Origin of the sequence: uncultured Algimonas sp. (genome assembly GCF_947498175.1) — a bacterium.
GTDB lineage: Bacteria > Pseudomonadota > Alphaproteobacteria > Caulobacterales > Maricaulaceae > Litorimonas.
The window spans coordinates 1-15,537 of record NZ_CANMJB010000002.1 but is presented as its reverse complement, the minus strand read 5'-3'; the positions used below and the strand labels follow the sequence as shown (position 1 = coordinate 15,537).

At 64.6% G+C, this 15,537-nt stretch carries 14 protein-coding genes; 11 read left to right on the top strand and 3 right to left on the bottom strand.

Annotation, left to right across the window (positions count from 1 at the left end; translation table 11 throughout):
* The first annotated feature begins 94 nt into the window (after positions 1-94).
* From Q0718_RS02585 to Q0718_RS02550, 8 genes are all read left to right on the top strand, one after another.
* Positions 95-469: a BlaI/MecI/CopY family transcriptional regulator gene (locus Q0718_RS02585; protein ID WP_298913012.1), complete on the top strand. Its 375-nt coding sequence runs from the start codon at positions 95-97 to the stop codon at positions 467-469.
* The gene (locus tag Q0718_RS02580; RefSeq protein WP_298913011.1) at positions 462-2,240 is read left to right on the top strand and encodes a M56 family metallopeptidase; all 1,779 of its coding nucleotides are present in this window, start codon (positions 462-464) and stop codon (positions 2,238-2,240) included. Before Q0718_RS02585 ends, Q0718_RS02580 begins: the two co-directional genes overlap by 8 nt.
* A gap of 103 nt (positions 2,241-2,343) precedes the next feature.
* Positions 2,344-3,774, top strand: a complete 1,431-nt coding sequence (locus Q0718_RS02575; protein ID WP_298913009.1) for a Do family serine endopeptidase — start codon at positions 2,344-2,346, stop codon at positions 3,772-3,774.
* Positions 3,775-3,811: 37 nt separating this feature from the next.
* A complete protein-coding gene (gene crcB, locus Q0718_RS02570; RefSeq protein WP_298913007.1) occupies positions 3,812-4,189 on the top strand; it encodes a fluoride efflux transporter CrcB in 378 nt (125 codons plus the stop codon).
* Positions 4,186-5,160 carry an RluA family pseudouridine synthase gene (locus Q0718_RS02565; RefSeq protein WP_298913004.1) on the top strand — a complete coding sequence of 325 codons (975 nt, stop codon included), beginning with the start codon at positions 4,186-4,188 and terminating at the stop codon, positions 5,158-5,160. Before crcB ends, Q0718_RS02565 begins: the two co-directional genes overlap by 4 nt.
* On the top strand, positions 5,142-5,864 hold the full coding sequence (locus Q0718_RS02560; RefSeq protein WP_298913001.1) for an ATP12 family protein: 723 nt from the start codon (positions 5,142-5,144) through the stop codon (positions 5,862-5,864). The genes Q0718_RS02565 and Q0718_RS02560 overlap by 19 nt, the downstream gene beginning before the upstream one ends.
* Positions 5,865-5,906: 42 nt before the next feature.
* The gene (locus Q0718_RS02555) at positions 5,907-7,730 is read left to right on the top strand and encodes a monovalent cation:proton antiporter-2 (CPA2) family protein (protein ID WP_298912998.1); all 1,824 of its coding nucleotides are present in this window, start codon (positions 5,907-5,909) and stop codon (positions 7,728-7,730) included.
* Between the two features lie 50 nt (positions 7,731-7,780).
* On the top strand, positions 7,781-9,847 hold the full coding sequence (locus Q0718_RS02550) for a S9 family peptidase (protein WP_298912995.1): 2,067 nt from the start codon (positions 7,781-7,783) through the stop codon (positions 9,845-9,847).
* Positions 9,848-10,027: 180 nt separating this feature from the next.
* On the opposite strand, the gene Q0718_RS02545 is transcribed toward Q0718_RS02550, so the two are convergent.
* Positions 10,028-10,747, bottom strand: coding sequence for a sigma-70 family RNA polymerase sigma factor (locus tag Q0718_RS02545; RefSeq protein WP_298912992.1), 720 nt, complete (start codon positions 10,745-10,747; stop codon positions 10,028-10,030).
* 220 nt (positions 10,748-10,967) lie between these two features.
* Here Q0718_RS02545 and Q0718_RS02540 point away from each other — a divergent pair, with 220 nt between their 5' ends.
* From Q0718_RS02540 to Q0718_RS02530, 3 genes are all read left to right on the top strand, one after another.
* Positions 10,968-11,525: a MarR family transcriptional regulator gene (locus Q0718_RS02540; protein WP_298912989.1), complete on the top strand. Its 558-nt coding sequence runs from the start codon at positions 10,968-10,970 to the stop codon at positions 11,523-11,525.
* A 210-nt stretch (positions 11,526-11,735) separates the two neighbouring features.
* Positions 11,736-12,005 carry a hypothetical protein gene (locus tag Q0718_RS02535; protein ID WP_298912986.1) on the top strand — a complete coding sequence of 90 codons (270 nt, stop codon included), beginning with the start codon at positions 11,736-11,738 and terminating at the stop codon, positions 12,003-12,005.
* A complete protein-coding gene (locus Q0718_RS02530; protein WP_298912983.1) occupies positions 12,002-12,889 on the top strand; it encodes an acyl-CoA desaturase in 888 nt (295 codons plus the stop codon). Before Q0718_RS02535 ends, Q0718_RS02530 begins: the two co-directional genes overlap by 4 nt.
* Here the strand turns inward: Q0718_RS02530 and Q0718_RS02525 are convergent.
* The gene (locus Q0718_RS02525) at positions 12,882-14,561 is read right to left on the bottom strand and encodes an alpha/beta fold hydrolase (RefSeq protein ID WP_298912980.1); all 1,680 of its coding nucleotides are present in this window, start codon (positions 14,559-14,561) and stop codon (positions 12,882-12,884) included. The two genes, Q0718_RS02530 and Q0718_RS02525, sit on opposite strands and share 8 nt — an antisense overlap.
* A gap of 279 nt (positions 14,562-14,840) precedes the next feature.
* Positions 14,841-15,299: a hypothetical protein gene (locus tag Q0718_RS02520; RefSeq protein ID WP_298912977.1), complete on the bottom strand. Its 459-nt coding sequence runs from the start codon at positions 15,297-15,299 to the stop codon at positions 14,841-14,843.
* Between the last annotated feature and the right edge of the window lie 238 nt (positions 15,300-15,537).

The window sequence follows — 15,537 nt, the reverse complement described above, 5'->3', positions numbered from 1 at the left end:
CTACATTCTGCAGTGACGGACAGACTCGGAAGATAGTTGACTACAGTTGTAATCGGCGTTATCGGCTACAAACGTAATCAGTCTTGGGGCGTCCATGAAACGAAACATCGCAAAATCGGAACTCGATGTCATGAGCATCCTTTGGGACCGGCCTGGACTTGCCGCCAGTGCGGTTCACGCTGGGCTTTCCGACACCGACACGCGTTCCCTGCAGACCATCAAGACCCTTTTGTCGCGACTGGTGGACAAGGGCGCGCTTCAGACCGAAGCCGAAGGCCGACGCTATCTTTACCATCCGACAATGACCCGTGACGACTATGCTGCCAGTGCCACACGCCGTTTTTCCGATCGGCTGTTCGGCGGCCGGGCCGCACCGATCGTTGCCCATCTCGCGGAAGATAACGGACTGTCGAATGACGATATCGCCGAACTTGAAGCCATCATCCGGGAGCTGAAGTCCCGTGACTGATCTGGCCGCATCCGACCTCCTCGACACTGTTACATCGACCGCATTCGCCGTCACGGCCCTGCTCGTCCTGGTTCTGGTGAGCCGTCGAACAGTCGCGCGACGCTTCGGGCCGCGCGCCGCCTATGCGCTCTGGGCGCTGCCGGTGCTGCGCCTGTTCACACCCGCCATCGTCCTGCCCGCCGCGCTGACAGCGCCGATCCGGTCGCTATTGCCACAAGCGTCGCCGCCTGCCGCGCCGCCCGCTTTCGACTCCTTGCCGCCGAGCGACTGGATCGCCGCACCGCCGGCGCCGGGTCCTGTCGAGACCGCTTGGCTAGACGTCCTGCCCACGGTGGCCGTCTGGGTCTGGCTAACCGGAATCGTCGCGGGGACGATGCTGGTCTGGATGCGGCAATGCGCCTACCGCGCCGCTTTGATGCGCGAGACGCAGGCCGCGCCCTCGGCGTTGCAAGTCGATATCGACCGCGCCGCCCACCTGGCCGGCCTGTACCGCGCACCCGACGTCCGGATCGGCCGCACTGGGAGCGGCCCGGCCGTATCCGGCCTCTTGCAGCCCGTCATCTTGCTTCCCGCGGACTTCGAAGCCCGGTTCACCCCGGCGCAGCGCCGCTTCGCCTTGCTGCACGAAATGGCCCATATCCGCCGCGGCGACCTGTGGGCGGCCAGTGCCATGCTGGGCTTCCGCCTGCTGAACTGGCCCAACCCGCTGGTTCACTGGGCTTGGCCGCGCTTCCGCGCCGACCAGGAAGCCGCCTGCGACGCCGCCGTGCTGCGCCTGACGGGCGAGGCCTGCCGCGCCGACTATGCCGAGACGCTACTGGTCGCCGCGCGGCAAGACACGACACCCACCCAGGGGACGGCCCTTTGCCTGTCCCTGCATCATCCCGTGAAGGAGAGACTGATGACCCTGAGATCCAATCCCGAAGGCCGCCGCGACACAGCTCGCTGGGCGCTGGCCGCCAGCCTGCTGAGCGGGGCCGCCCTGTGCGCGCCGCTCAGCCTCGCCGATCCGGCCCCCGCTCCGCAGGTCGAGAACGTGTCTACCGTCCGAGTCATCACGCAGGCCGACGGTGAGACAAAGCACTTGGAGATCCGCGACGAGAATGGCGAGCGCGTCTATCTGCGCACATCGCCGGACGGCACGCGGGAACATCTGACCCGCGAGCAGGTGAAGGCCGAATACGGCATCGATGTCGACGCGGTCTCGTCCTCGACCACCGCCGACCTATCCGCCCTAATCGACGGACTGCGCGCCCGGAAAAGTGTGGACGGGGAGCCGGGCCTGAGCGCCCTGCAGGAAGGTGAGGACAATGAAGGCGTGAAGACCTTCATCCTGAGGCACCGCCTGTCGGGTGAGGGCGACGCCGAAGCCGACGCCGCCATGCGCCGTTTCTTCGCCGAAGGCAGCGGATCCGCACAGGAGATCTTCGAGCACCTCAAAGCGGGAAACGGGACCATCTCCTTCGAACTGCCCGAGAGTGAGACGCTTGGAGGCTTCGACGTCTCCGAGCGGTTCGAGAGGATGCCGGGCGCAGAGGGGCAGGCTTTATGGCTCGGATCCGGGGACCCGGCGCCTGCGGCCTTGGCCGAAGCCCGGCTGCGCTCCGCCCAGTCCATGATCGAGGCGACCGACCGCATGGTCTCCGATCTGCGCAGCACTGCCGACGGGGGCAAAGACCGCGACCTGCGCGACGCCGAACGCGAACTGGCCAAGGCCCGCAAGGCACTGGCAAAGGCCAAAGCCGCCATCACCAAAAGCGCCGGCGAGTAGATCTGCCCAAACGGGCGTAGCGATGCGGCGTCCGTCTTAATTCTTCACCATGACCGGCACGTCCCGCTTGGACCGCAGGCGGGGCATCGCCTATAGCGCGTCTATGAAACGATCGCTGACCGCCGCTCTCGCCACAGCCGCACTCGCCCTGCCCATCGGCGCATCCGCACAAGTGCCGCTGTCGCCTTCCACGCAGATGCGGCAAGTGCCGTCTTCCCAGATGGAGGTGCAGCTTTCCTACGCGCCGGTCGTCGCGGAGACCGCGCCGGCCGTGGTCAACATCTTCACGTCGCGCACCGTGCGGCGGCGTCAGACGACGGGATCGGACTTCTTCGACCGCATGTTCGGCATGGGCCGCGCGCCGCAGGAGCGGGTCGAGAACTCGCTCGGCTCGGGCGTGATCGTGCGCTCCGACGGCACGGTCGTGACGAACGCCCACGTCATCCGCGGCGCGGACGAATTGCGCGTCGTGCTCAACGACCGGCGAGAATTCGACGCGAAGGTCGTGGCGCAGGACGAAGACCTCGACATCGCCGTATTGCAGATCGATACGAACGGCGAGCCGTTGCCGACTTTGCGGCTGCAACAGGATAGCGACCGTGAGATCGGCGACATCGTGCTGGCCATCGGCAATCCGTTCGGCGTCGGCCAGACTGTGACCAGCGGTATCATCTCCGCGCTCGGCCGGACCAACGTGTCGAATTCCAGTTCCTTCATCCAGACCGACGCGGCGGTCAATCCCGGCAATTCCGGCGGCGCGCTGGTCAATCTCTCGGGCGAATTGATCGGGGTGAACACGGCCATCTTCTCGCGCTCCGGCGGCTCCAACGGCATCGGCTTCGCCATTCCGGCCGAACTGGTCCGCCGCGCCGTGGACAGCGCCCTGTCCACCGGTGAGATCGTCCGGCCCTGGATCGGCGCCCGGACCGATGCCGTCGATGCGACCATGGCGGCCGCGCTCGGCCTCGACCGGGCACGCGGCGCCGTCATCAACGAATTGCTGGACGCTGGTCCGGCCGCCGAAGCCGGCCTGCGCAAGGGCGATGTCATCCTTTCGGTCGGCGGCACGCCGGTCAACGACGATAACGGGCTGAGATTCAAACTCGCGACCCTGCGCACCGGCAACAGCACGCGTATCGCCTATATGCGCGACGGCCGTGAACGCACCGCCAATGTCCGTATCGACACGCCCAAGGAAGATCCGCCGCGCGACGAACGGCTTTTGCTCGGCATGCACCCGCTGGACGGGGCGACCGTCGTCAATCTCAGCCCCGCGTTGGGAGAGGAGCTCGGCTTCGATCCCTATCTGAGCGGCGTGATGGTCATGAAGGTGCAGCGCCGCGCCGCCGCCCACTACAACCGGCTTCGCCCCGGCGACATCATCGTCAGCGTCAATGACCGGGCCATCAGAACGACGCGCGACGCCGAACGCGTACTGGATGCTGAAGGGGGTGCGGATCTGTGGGAAATCGAGATCGACCGACAGGGCCGGATCGCGCTTCTGCCCGTTCGGGCGCTGCCTAACCCGACTTGATCTTGCCTCCTCGTGCAGGGGGCTTATAGCCGCGCCCATGCAAACCTATCTGCTCGTCGCGCTCGGTGGCGGGATCGGTGCCGTGGGACGGCACGGTCTCGGACAGCTGGCCTTGCGCGCCTTCGGTCCCGGCTTCCCGGTCGGCACGATGGCGGCCAATGTGCTGGGCGGATTGTTGATGGGAGTGCTGGCTGGTTGGTTGGCGACCAAGGACGGCGGCAATGATCTGCGGCTCCTGCTGGGCGTCGGCCTGCTAGGCGGGTTCACCACGTTCTCGGCCTTTTCGCTGGAAGCGTGGCTGATGCTGGAAAAGGGCCGCTACGGCGCCTTGGCCGCCTATGTCGGCGGATCGGTCCTGCTGGCCGTCATTGCCCTTGGTTTCGGATTGATGGTCGCCAGAAAGGCTTTCGCATGAGCGGCGTCCAGCAACTCGACGTGCCGGATCACGATGCCGGACAGCGGCTCGATCGCTGGTTCAAGCGGCTTTTCCCGCACATCGCGCATGGCAAGGTCGAGAAACTGCTGCGCACCGGCCAACTGCGCGTGGACGGCAAACGCGCTAAGGGTAGTCTGCGACTGGAAGCCGGACAAACGGTCCGCATCCCGCCTTTGCCCGACCCTGCCGAGATCAAGCGCACGGCGAGTCGCCGCGATCGGGACAAGCTGGGTGAAATCGCGCTCTACGAGGATGACGAGCTTCTGGCCATCAACAAGCCTGCGGGGTTGGCCGTTCAGGGCGGATCGAAGACGACGCACCATATCGACGGGATGCTGCCGGATGGCTACCGCCTCGTCCACCGGCTCGACCGGGATACGTCCGGCGTACTGCTGATCGCCAAGTCGGCGGCGTCCGCCAAATGGGCTGGGCGCGCCTTCCAGAGCCGCAAGGCAGAGAAGATCTACTGGGGTGTGACGAACGGCGTGCCGAGACCCCTTTCCGGCGAAATCGCCGGTTATATGGCCAAGGGCGAACTCGATAACCGCTTCGGCAACATCCACATGGGCAAGGAAGTCATGATGGCCGTCCGTCACGGCACGCCCAACGCCAAGCATGCCCGCACGCTTTATGAGGCGGTCGCGACGGCCGGGGCGAAATCGGCTTTCGTCGTCATGAAACCGCTGACCGGGCGCACGCACCAGCTGCGCCTGCACATGCAGATTCTGGGCGCGCCGCTGGCGGGGGATCCGAAATACATGACGGACCGCCCCCTGCCTGGCGGACTGAACAAGCAGCTGCACCTGCACGCCAGGGCGCTCACCATCCCGCGTGAAGGGCGGCCCGATCTCTCGCTCAGCGCACCTCTGCCCGACCATATGGAGCGAGCTTTCGACTTGTTCGGATTCGACCCGGCCGAGGCGCAGGTGGATTGGGACGCGTTGATGTGATGGCGAAGCGGTTCTGGGCGGATGTGACGCTCGATAGCGACGACGACGGTCATTTCATCCGGCTGGACGGGCGCGCCCTGAAGACACCCGGCAAACGGCCGGTCCGGGTGCCCAGTGCGGCTATCGCGGCCCAGTTGAAGCATGAGTGGGACGCCGTTCCGGCGGCCGAAGACGGAGAGATCGACCCCACGACCATGCCGGTCACGCGGTTGGCCAATGTCGCCAGCGAGCGCGTCGCCGACCGGCGCGACGCGCTGATCGGCGAAGCGAGAAACTATGCCGGAACCGACCTGCTTTCCTACCGCGCGCCCGATCCGGTTGAATATGTCGCGCGGCAGGCAGCGGCTTGGAATCCTTGGCTGGACTGGGCGGCGGAGCGGGGGGTGCGGCTGGAGACGACGGACGCCATTCGCGCCGTCGATCAACCGGACGCCAGCCTGGATGCGGTAGCCGAGTATGCGCGCGACCTGTCCGATTTCGCCCTTACGCTCTTCGTACATCTTGTTGCCGTTTACGGATCGGCCGTTCTGGCCATGGCCGTGATGGAAGGTGCGCTGCCCCCGGAAGATGCATTCGATCTGTCGCGCCTGGAAGAGCTCCACCGCGAGGAAATCTGGGGTCGGGACGAAGAGGCTTTCGCCGCGCGTCTGGCCCTGCGGACGGAAACGGCGACCCTGGGCGGATTGGCGGCAATACTCGATTAATCCTGTCTGGCCATTTTTTCGATGACCCCCTAGGCATGTCATATGGATGGCAGCTTCCTCTTTTCCGTATTCGTCTTCCTCTGCGCCGCCTGCCTGCTCGTCCCCATCAGCAAACTGTCGGGCCTCGGCTCGGTCATCGGCTATCTGATCGGGGGCATTCTAATCGGGCCTAGCGTGCTGGGCCTCATCTCCGACCCGATCACCATCCTGCATTTTGCCGAATTCGGCGTCGTCATGATGCTGTTTCTTATCGGCCTGGAACTGGAACCGCGAAAGCTCTGGTCGATGCGGGGCAAGTTGCTGGGCCTGGGTGGATCGCAGGTCGCGATCACGATGCTGGCGATCGCCGGAATCGCCCTGCTGATCGGCCTGTCCACCGGCGAAGCGCTGGCGGTCGGCATGGCTTTGTCCCTGTCATCGACCGCCATGGCGCTGCAGATCCTGCAGAACCGCCGCCTGATGGCCGAGCCGGAAGGACAAAGCGGATTTTCCGTCCTGCTGTTCCAGGACGTCATCGTCATCGCGATGATCGCCGCCATGCCGATTCTGGCCACCCTGACCCCGTTCGACGGCGTTATCAGCGATTACGGCGCGGATGAAGGCGCGCCGTTCGCGCCGACCGGCATCTGGCGCGCCGTTGCGGCTCTGGCTGTCTTCGTCGGCATGTTCCTGGGCGGACGCTACCTGCTCGCCCCGCTGTTCCGACTGATCGCCAGGGCCAATGTGCGCGAGACGTTCACGGCCGTGTCCCTGCTGCTCGTCGTCGGGGCCGCCTTGTTGATGGCGTGGCTGGGCCTGTCGGCCGCGCTGGGCGCCTTCATCGCCGGCATGGTTCTGGCCGATAGCGAATATCGCCATCAGCTCGAACGCGATATCGAACCGTTCAAGGCGCTGCTGCTCGGCCTGTTCTTCATCTCCGTCGGGATGAGCCTGGATCTGGCCTTCATCGCGTCCCAGCCCGCCCTCGTCGCTGGTCTGGTGGTCGGATTGATGGGTCTGAAGTTCGTCATCCTGATGTTGATCGGCAAGATGTCCGGGCTGAAACGCCGCGCCCGCCTGTTCTTTTCGGCGCTGCTCTGCCAGTCGGGCGAATTCGGTTTCGTCATCTTCACCTTCGCCACGACCGAAGGTGCGATCCGGCCTGAAACGGCCGCAATCCTGACGGCGGTCATCGCGCTCTCCATGGCGCTCACACCGCTGATTCTGCTGGTCTTCGACAAGTTCGTCCTGCCGCGTCTCGTCACCCGATCCGTCACGACGGGCGAAGCGCCGTTCGATCAGCGCCATCCGGTGCTGATCCTGGGCTATGGCCGGATCGGGCAGATCATCGGCCGCTTGCTGGAAGCGCAAGGCATCAAGACGACGCTGATCGACAATAATGGCGATCACATCGAGTTCCTCAAACAGTTCCACCACCGCGTCTTCTACGGCGACGCGACCGATATGGAATTGCTCCGCCAAGCCGGCGCGGGCAGCGCTTGCATCATCGTCGTCGCCATCGCCGACAATGTGGAACTTGTCCGCCAGATCAAGGAGACCTTTCCGGACGCCAAGCTGATCGTGCGTGCCAAGGGCCGGGTGCAGCTGTTCGACCTGCTGGCCGAGGAGGTCCATTTCGCCGAACGCGAAACCGTGCGTGGCGCGCTCGCTTTGGGTGAATCCGTCTTGACCTCGATGGGCTATAGCGAAGAGGAATCGGAGATGCTCGCGCAGAAGTTCCTGGAACTCGACTATCAGAACATCCAGGAAACCTATCATCTGCGCGGCGATTTCGGTGCCTTGGCGGAACGCGCCGAGAAAGCGCGCGCCTTGTTGCGCGAAACGCTGGAAACCGAGCTGGCTCAACGGCGCGAGGGCAAGAGTTGACGCCGGACGATCCGTGCGGATTGAACTGAGTTGAATAAGGGATTGATACGATGAAAACTCTGCTGACAGCGACTTGCGGACTAGCGATGCTGCTGGCCGCCCCGGCCCTGGCGCAGGACACGGACGACATGTCCAAACGCTTCACCGCCGAGCGTGTCTTCGACATCGAATATGCGTCCGACCCGCAGATATCGCCGAACGGGCGCAGTGTCGTCTATGTCCGCCGGTCGATGGACCGCAAATCCGACACCAACCGCGGCGATCTGTGGCGGCTGGACGTGGCTTCGGGCGCGCATCGCCCGCTGATCGTGGGCGAGGCGTCCAAGGGCAATCCGCGCTGGTCTCCGGACGGCACGCGTCTGCTCTACACCACGACGACGGACGGCAAACCCGACATGCGCGTCCACTACCTGGATACGGGCAGCGATGTCTCGCTCGGGCAGTTCTTCGAAGGGCCGGGGAATGCAGTCTGGTCACCGGACGGCCGCACTATCGCCTTCACCAGCTTCGTGCCCGGCGAGACCCCCGCTTTCGCCCAAGCGCCCGCGACACCCGAAGGGGCGGAATGGTCGGATCCTGTGCGCGTGTTCGACGACCTGACCTTCCGCTTCGACGGCGCGGGCTATTTGCGCGAAGGTGCAACCCACGTCTTCACCATCTCCGCGGACGGCGGATCGCCGCGCCAGATCACGTCCGGCGAGGTCGATTACGGCAGCCCGGCCTGGCTGGGCAATCGCACCTTGCTGGTCGTCGGCAATCAGGCCGAGGACCGTGACATGGATCCGATCGAAAGCGAGATCTACGCGGTCAATCTGTCCGACCTGTCCATGCGCGCCCTGACCGACCGCGACGGCCCGGACGGCGGCCCGACCGTTTCGCCGGACGGACGACGGATCGCCTATGTCGGCTATGACGACGCGCTTAAAGCCTACCAGCAATCGCGCCTTTACGTCATGGACGCGAACGGCGCGAACAAGCGCCAGCTGGCAGCGGACCAGGACTTCAGCTTCGGCGGCCTCGTCTGGGGTCCGGACAGCCGCACGCTCTACACGCAAGTCGAGAATGCCGGTGCCATAGACGTGCTGAGCGTCGACACAAACGCCAACCGCGTCAGCAGGGTCGCAACCGGCTTGGGCGGCACGTCGATCGGGCGGCCCTATGCGTCGGGAAGCTTCAGCGCCTCGCGCACCGCCACACCGACCTTGGCCTATACGGCCGGGTTCAAGGACCGCCCAGCCGAAATCGCGGTACAGCGCCCTGGTGCGCAGCCGCGCGTTCTGACCGATCTGAACGGCGACATCCTGCCGTTCCTCGATATGGCGCCGTTGGAGGAAATCCAGGTGCCGTCCTCCATCGATGGGCTGGAGATCGAAGCCTGGGTGGCGCTGCCGCCGGACTTCGAGGCCGATGGCAGCTTCCCGCTCATCCTGGAAATCCATGGCGGGCCGAACACCATGTACGCGCCCTTCTTCGCCAGCGAGATCCAGCGCTTCGCCGCGGAAGGTTACGTCACCGTCTATGTGAATCCGCGAGGCTCCACCGGTTACGGCGAGGCTTTCGCGCAGGAAATTGACCTGGCCTATCCGGGCGAGGACTACCAGGATCTGATGGATGTCGTCGACGCGCTGGTCGCGAAGAACTACGCCGATCCGAACCGCCTGTTCGTCACTGGCGGATCGGGCGGCGGCATTCTGACCGCCTGGACGGTCGGCAAGACGGACCGCTTCGCAGCCGCGGCGTCCGTCAAGCCCGTCATCAATTGGATGACGATGGCGCTGGCCGCCGATATCGGACAGTTCGTCCGGCGCCACTGGATCCGCGCCGATCCGTGGGAAGATCCGGCAGCCTATCTGGATTTTTCGCCGATCATGCTGGTGGACAATGTCACCACGCCGACCCTGATGATGGTCGGCGAAGAGGACTGGCGCACCCCGACCTGGGAGGCGGAGCAGTTCTATACGGCCCTGAAGATGAACGACGTGGACACGGCGCTGATCCGCATTCCAGGCTCGTCGCATTCCATCGCCAGCCGCCCGAGCCGCCTGATCGCCAAGGTGGACAACATCATGGGCTGGTTCGAAAAGTATGACCCGGAGAAGGCGGAGGATGAGGAGTGAATTACCCGCGCCCCGGAGAGATCTGAATGTTGGGTGGGACTCCGACCCAGGGCCGTTTCCGGACATCATCGCCGGAGACGAATTGAACCCGGATGCACAGTTGATCCGAATGCATAGCCGCGACCAAAGTCATGGCCCCTAACACTCGAACTTCACGGTCCGCCGCGCCGGGAAACCTTCTCAGCCTGGTTCCCGCTCTCCCATATTGGCTTTCAACGCCTGCATGGCGGAGCGGATGCGGGTCTTGACGGTGCCGAGGGGCAGTCCCGTTTCCCGGGAGATTTCCTTGTGCGTCTTGAACTGCATGTAGGCCATGCGGATGGCGACCTGCTGTGATGGGGTGAGCCGGTCGATCTCGGCATTGAGCCAGTGACTGTCCTGTTGGTCGACATAGCCTTGTTCGGCACTCGGAACCTCGTCGTCGGCGATGACTTTCATCGCGTCGGGATCGCGCACATCCATGCGTCCGTGCTTGCGCTGATGGTCGATCCAGCGATTGCGGGTCATGCGGTAGACCCAGGTCGCAAACGACGCCTTGGCCGGATCGAACATCTTCGCGCCGGTCCAGACCTTGAGCATGACGTCCTGGACCACGTCTTCGGCCGTCGCACCGCCTGCGCCGCGGGCCATCAGCCACCCTTTGAGTTTGGGCGTGTAGACGTCGAACAGATCGGTCAGGGCCTTGGCGTCGCGGTTCTGGGCGATGGCTTGAAGCCAGATCGCATCGCGCTTGGAGGCGGATAGGGCCTTCTCGGATTGAGGCGCGGCACGTTTGGGAGGGGCCGGAGCGCGTTCGGCCTCGATTTCGGCGGTCGCGACAGCCGTCGCCTTTGCGTCGCCATTCAGAATGGATGGAGTCGCATTCGACCGCAGTCCGGTTCCTCTGTTGGATACTGGCATGGCTCCTCCGCTGTCTGGCGAGCACTGACCGACCCATCGAGGTTGAACCCGACAATCGGCGATTGTTGATATTTGTCTACCCGCATCGTGCGGATTTGTCACCCCACAGCTTTTCACTTACTGCGAAAGCTTGCTCTCAAGCTCGCTTCTCCAAAATCCTTCGGATTCAATGTCTCCGAAGACGCTTGCATCGAACCATGGAGTTTCATATGTTTCTGTCATGACAGAAAGAACCGAAACTATCAACGTCATGCCGGAGGCCGTGCGGCGTTTTATTCTCCATTGGGGCGATATGGGCCAACAATGGGGCGTGAACCGGTCCATCGCGCAGATCCACGCTCTGCTCTATATCAGCGAACGCCCTCTGCCCGCCGATGTCATCAGCGAGACGCTGGGCATCGCCCGCAGTAACGTGTCGAACAGCTTGAAAGAGCTCATGTCCTTCCGCATCGTGCAACGCGTGCCTGTCGCCGGGGAGCGGCGCGATCATTTCACGGCCGAGACCGACGTCTGGGAACTGGCCCGGCGTATCGCCGCCATCCGCAAGGCGCGGGAAATCGATCCCGCTCTGGAGACTTTGTCCCATTGTCTATCCGATGCCGAAGGCGACTTGCAGGTCAGCGACGAACAGCGCCGCCGCCTGCGCGAAATGCATGCGTTCACCGCCGACATGGACCGCTGGTACAGCCAGATGCAGGGCCTGCCGGTCAAGACGTTGACGCGCCTCGTCCGCCTCGGCGACCGCATCGTCGCCCTGCTCGGCCTGAGCAAGAGCTAAAGCCGTGACCCGGTTGCGAGGGTGGATGAGCAAAAATCCCAATCCAGTCTGGTTGCGCTATCTGTTGCTGATCGCCTTGGCGACGGGTCTGGTCCGGCTATCGCTCGACACGCGCTGGCTGCGCGAAAGTGCGATACTCTACATGCTCGTGCCCTTCCTCATCGGCATCCTGATCTATGTCGTCATCCCGCAGCCCGAGGGACGCGGATATTGGGCCAAGCTGGGCCGGCACATGCGCGCTTCGTCCGCGACGACAGCTATCTGTCGCACTACATGCGTTTCGATAGCTGGACGCTGGATCTCGCGCCGCAGCCCGACGGGCGCACGCAGGCCACGCTGAGCGTCGGCTATGAGCGCCGCCTCGCGCCGTCCTGGTATTTCGGCCCGTTGCAGCGCCGGGCCATGTCGGATGGGCTGGATTACGCGCTGGCGCACATTCTCGGCGCAGATCCGGATCCGGGTCGGAGCGCAGACGGATGAGGGACATCATGGAGCGCATCCGGGTGACGCCCGGCTGCGATCCGGTGGCCGGGTGCGTGCGATGGGATCCGGTCAAATCGCTCTGGTGGAGCGCGATGACGGCGGGCTGGATCGTCGGCGGCGCGCTCCGGTTCAGCTGGGGCGCGGTCGGCGCCTTTCTCGTCGCTTGCGCCGTCGTGCTGTGCGGCGGTCATTCGCTCGGCATGCACCGGCGGCTGATCCATGAAAGCTTCGACTGTCCGCATTGGCTGACGCTGGCAGGCGCCTGGCTCGGCACGCTGGTCGGGCTCGGCGGACCGCGCACCATGATGCACACCCACGACCTGCGCGATTGGGCGCAGCGGCAGCCCGACTGCCATCCCTATCTACGTCATGGTCACGGACCATGGCGGGACTTCTGGTGGCAAGTGCATGGCCGCCTGGTTCTGGACAGCCCGCCCAGTTTCCGACCAAGCGCGCTCTACCGCGACAGCCGCGCCCTGCAATTCCTGCAGGCCGGCGCTTTTGCGCAGCAACTGCCCGTCGCGGCCGCGCTGTTTCTCATCGGCGGGCCCGGCTGGGTCGCCTGGGCGGTGTGCGGACGGGTCAGCCTCGGCATCTTCGGCCATTGGGCGGTCGGCTGGGTCGCGCATAATCCCACGCCGCAACGCTGGCAGAGCGGCCGGTTCCACAATGCGGGGCACTGCACGCAGGGCCGCAATGTGCGCGGTTTCGGCCTGATCACCTTCGGCGAGGCCTACCACAACAATCACCACGCCTTTCCGGAAAGCGCCCGCCTCGGGCTGTTGCCGGGCCAGCCCGATCCCGGCTGGTGGGTGCTGTGCGCCCTGCGCCGCATGGGCCTCGTCTGGAACGTCAACGAAGCGCGCCCGACGCCTATGTGAAGACGTATTCTCCGGGCGCCTGCACCGTCGGCGGATGCGCCTTGTTGCCGAGCGATTTCGGCGCCGCCTTCGTCTCGCCCGACCGTTCGCCCAGCCATTCGGCCCAGCGCAGCCACCAGCTTTCGCCGAAGCTTTCCGCCCCTTCCAGCCAGCGGTCGGCCCGGGGCGGGAAATCCTCATTGACGAAATATTGCGCCTTGGGATTGCCCGGCGGGTTGAGCAGCGACTGGATGTGCCCGGAATTGGACAGCACGAAGGTGGTCTCCCCGCCGAACAGCCGCACATTGCGGTAGCACGCCTTCCACGGCGTGATGTGGTCCGTCACGCCCGCGACCATGAAACTGTCCTGCGTGACGGCGCTCAGGTCGATGATGTGGTCCATGAAGACTTCGGACTTGTCCGGCCGGAAGGACCGGAGCTGGAACGTGTCCAGATAATCGCTGTGCAGCTGCGCGGGCAGGTTCGTGGAATCGTTGTTCCAATAGAGCACGTCGAAGGGCGGCGGATCCTCGCCCAGCAGGTAGTTGTTGACCACATAGTTCCAGATCAGGTCGTTGGGCCGCATCCAGGCGAAACTGCGCGCCAGTTCGTCCCCGGCCAGAATGCCTTTCTTCTTCGAATGCCGCCGCGCCGCCTCGATCGCGGAGTCCGTCACGAACAGGCCGATTTCGCTATCGGACTTCTTGCCGTCCAGCACGCTGACCATCAGCGTGAAGGCATTGATCCGGTCGTCGCCGCGCGCCGCCAGTTCCGACAGCATGAGCGCCATCGTCATGCCGCCCGAACACGCGCCAGACAGGTTGAGCCGCTTGGTCCGGGTGATCTTGCGCACCACGTCCGACGCGGCGATCAGCTCCTCCACATAGGCCTCCAGGCCCCAATGGGAATGCTGCCGCCCCGGATTGCGCCACGAGACGGCGAAGACCTGGATCCCCTGGCCCAGCAGGAAGCGGATCATCGACTTGTCCGGCGCCATGTCCACGGCGTAGAACTTGTTGATCTGCGGCGGGATGATCATCAGCGGCGTCCTGGACACCTGTTCGGTCATCGGCCGGTACTGGATCAGTTCCAGCATCTCGGTCTTGTACACGACCGCGCCGGGCGTGTTGGCGATGTTCTCGCCGACCTTGAAGGGGCGGCCATCGACCTGGCTGGGCATGCCGCCATTCTTGGTCAGATCGTCATAGGCGTTCTTCAAGCCCGCGACGAGCGACAGGCCGCCGGTCTCGTAGAGCTTCTTCATCGCCGCCGGATTGCCCAGCAGCGAATTGGTCGGGGCCAACGTGTCGCCGATCAGATCGGTCACGAACCTGGCCCGCGCCTTGTCGGCCGGATGCATCTGGCTCTCCGCGATCCACCCGTTGAGCTCGCGCCGCATCGCCAGCCAGCTCTGCAGGCCGCGCTTGTAGAGCGGGTTCTTGGACCAGGTCGGGTCCTGGAACCGCCGGTCCTTGGGATGGGGCGCCAGATCGCTGTCGCCCTTGACGATGTCGAACAGCTCGCGCCCGTAAGCGCCGACATGCTTGGCGAACGGCTTGGGCTGCTTGGCGATATAGCCCGCCATGATGCCGAGGCTCTTGACCACTTCGGAGCGACGGAACCCCACCAGTGAATTGACCGCCACCGTATTCTCGGCCGCCCGGTCGGCGACCTTTTCCTTCTTCATGGCCATGAATGCGCCTCTCCCGGTTCCACCCGCCCGTTCTCTCCGGGCCGTCCGGCTTTTGCCGGTTATGGACCCACCTTAGACAGAGACGGCGCAGGTGACAAACGGACCTTGGTCGTAGGTCCGGTCGTCGATCCGGCCACAGCCATCCGCCCACGAAAAACGGCGCATGCGGGGAGAGCCGCATGCGCCGCAGAATGTCGGCGATCGCGACGCCATCCGCCGGAAGGGCGGGCGCGGCGCTCCGGATCGGTGTCCGGTGATCGATGTCTAGTGGAAGAACGCTCAGGCGGCTTGTTTCTCGCCTGCCTTCGCGTCCGTCTTTTCGGTCTTCACGGTCTTGCGCGGCGTCGACGCCTTCTTTGACAGGGCGGCGATCTTCTTGTTGAGCGCGGCCACTTCGGCTTCCAGCTCCTCGACGCGGTTGTCGCGGCCGCCGAACGGCACGACGTTGCGCACGGTCTCGACCCCGTCCTCGACCAGGTCCGACGCCTTGGCGCGCGCGTCCTTCGTCAGCTCGAGGCCTTGCGCCTCGAGCGTCTCGCCTTTCCTGACGAGCGTGTCGAACAGTTCGCCCGACTTGGCTTTCAACTGATCGGCACGGAACTGCGCCCGCTCATAGGCCAGACCGTACAGACCGACATAGGCGAGCGCGCCCTTGCGCAGCGTGGACGTTTCGGATGCCTTGGTGGTTTTCCGGGTGGTTTTCCGGGCGGTTTTCTTCGGGGTTTTGGCTTTGGCCATGATGATGGTCCTGACATTGGTTTGCACTTGAACCGCAGCGACCCATCGCGCGGCTTTGTTCATGATGAGGATTTAGGACGTTGGATTAGAAATCGCATCCTAACGGGTCGGCGCCCGGTTCACGGCCATCGCCTGTCTTCCACGCAAGCGTCATCGTGCGACCGGGCATCGGGGCCACGGCGGGGTGTGTGTCGCGTCCTGTTTCGTGTCGGATGACACGAGGCGCGGGCCCTGCCCC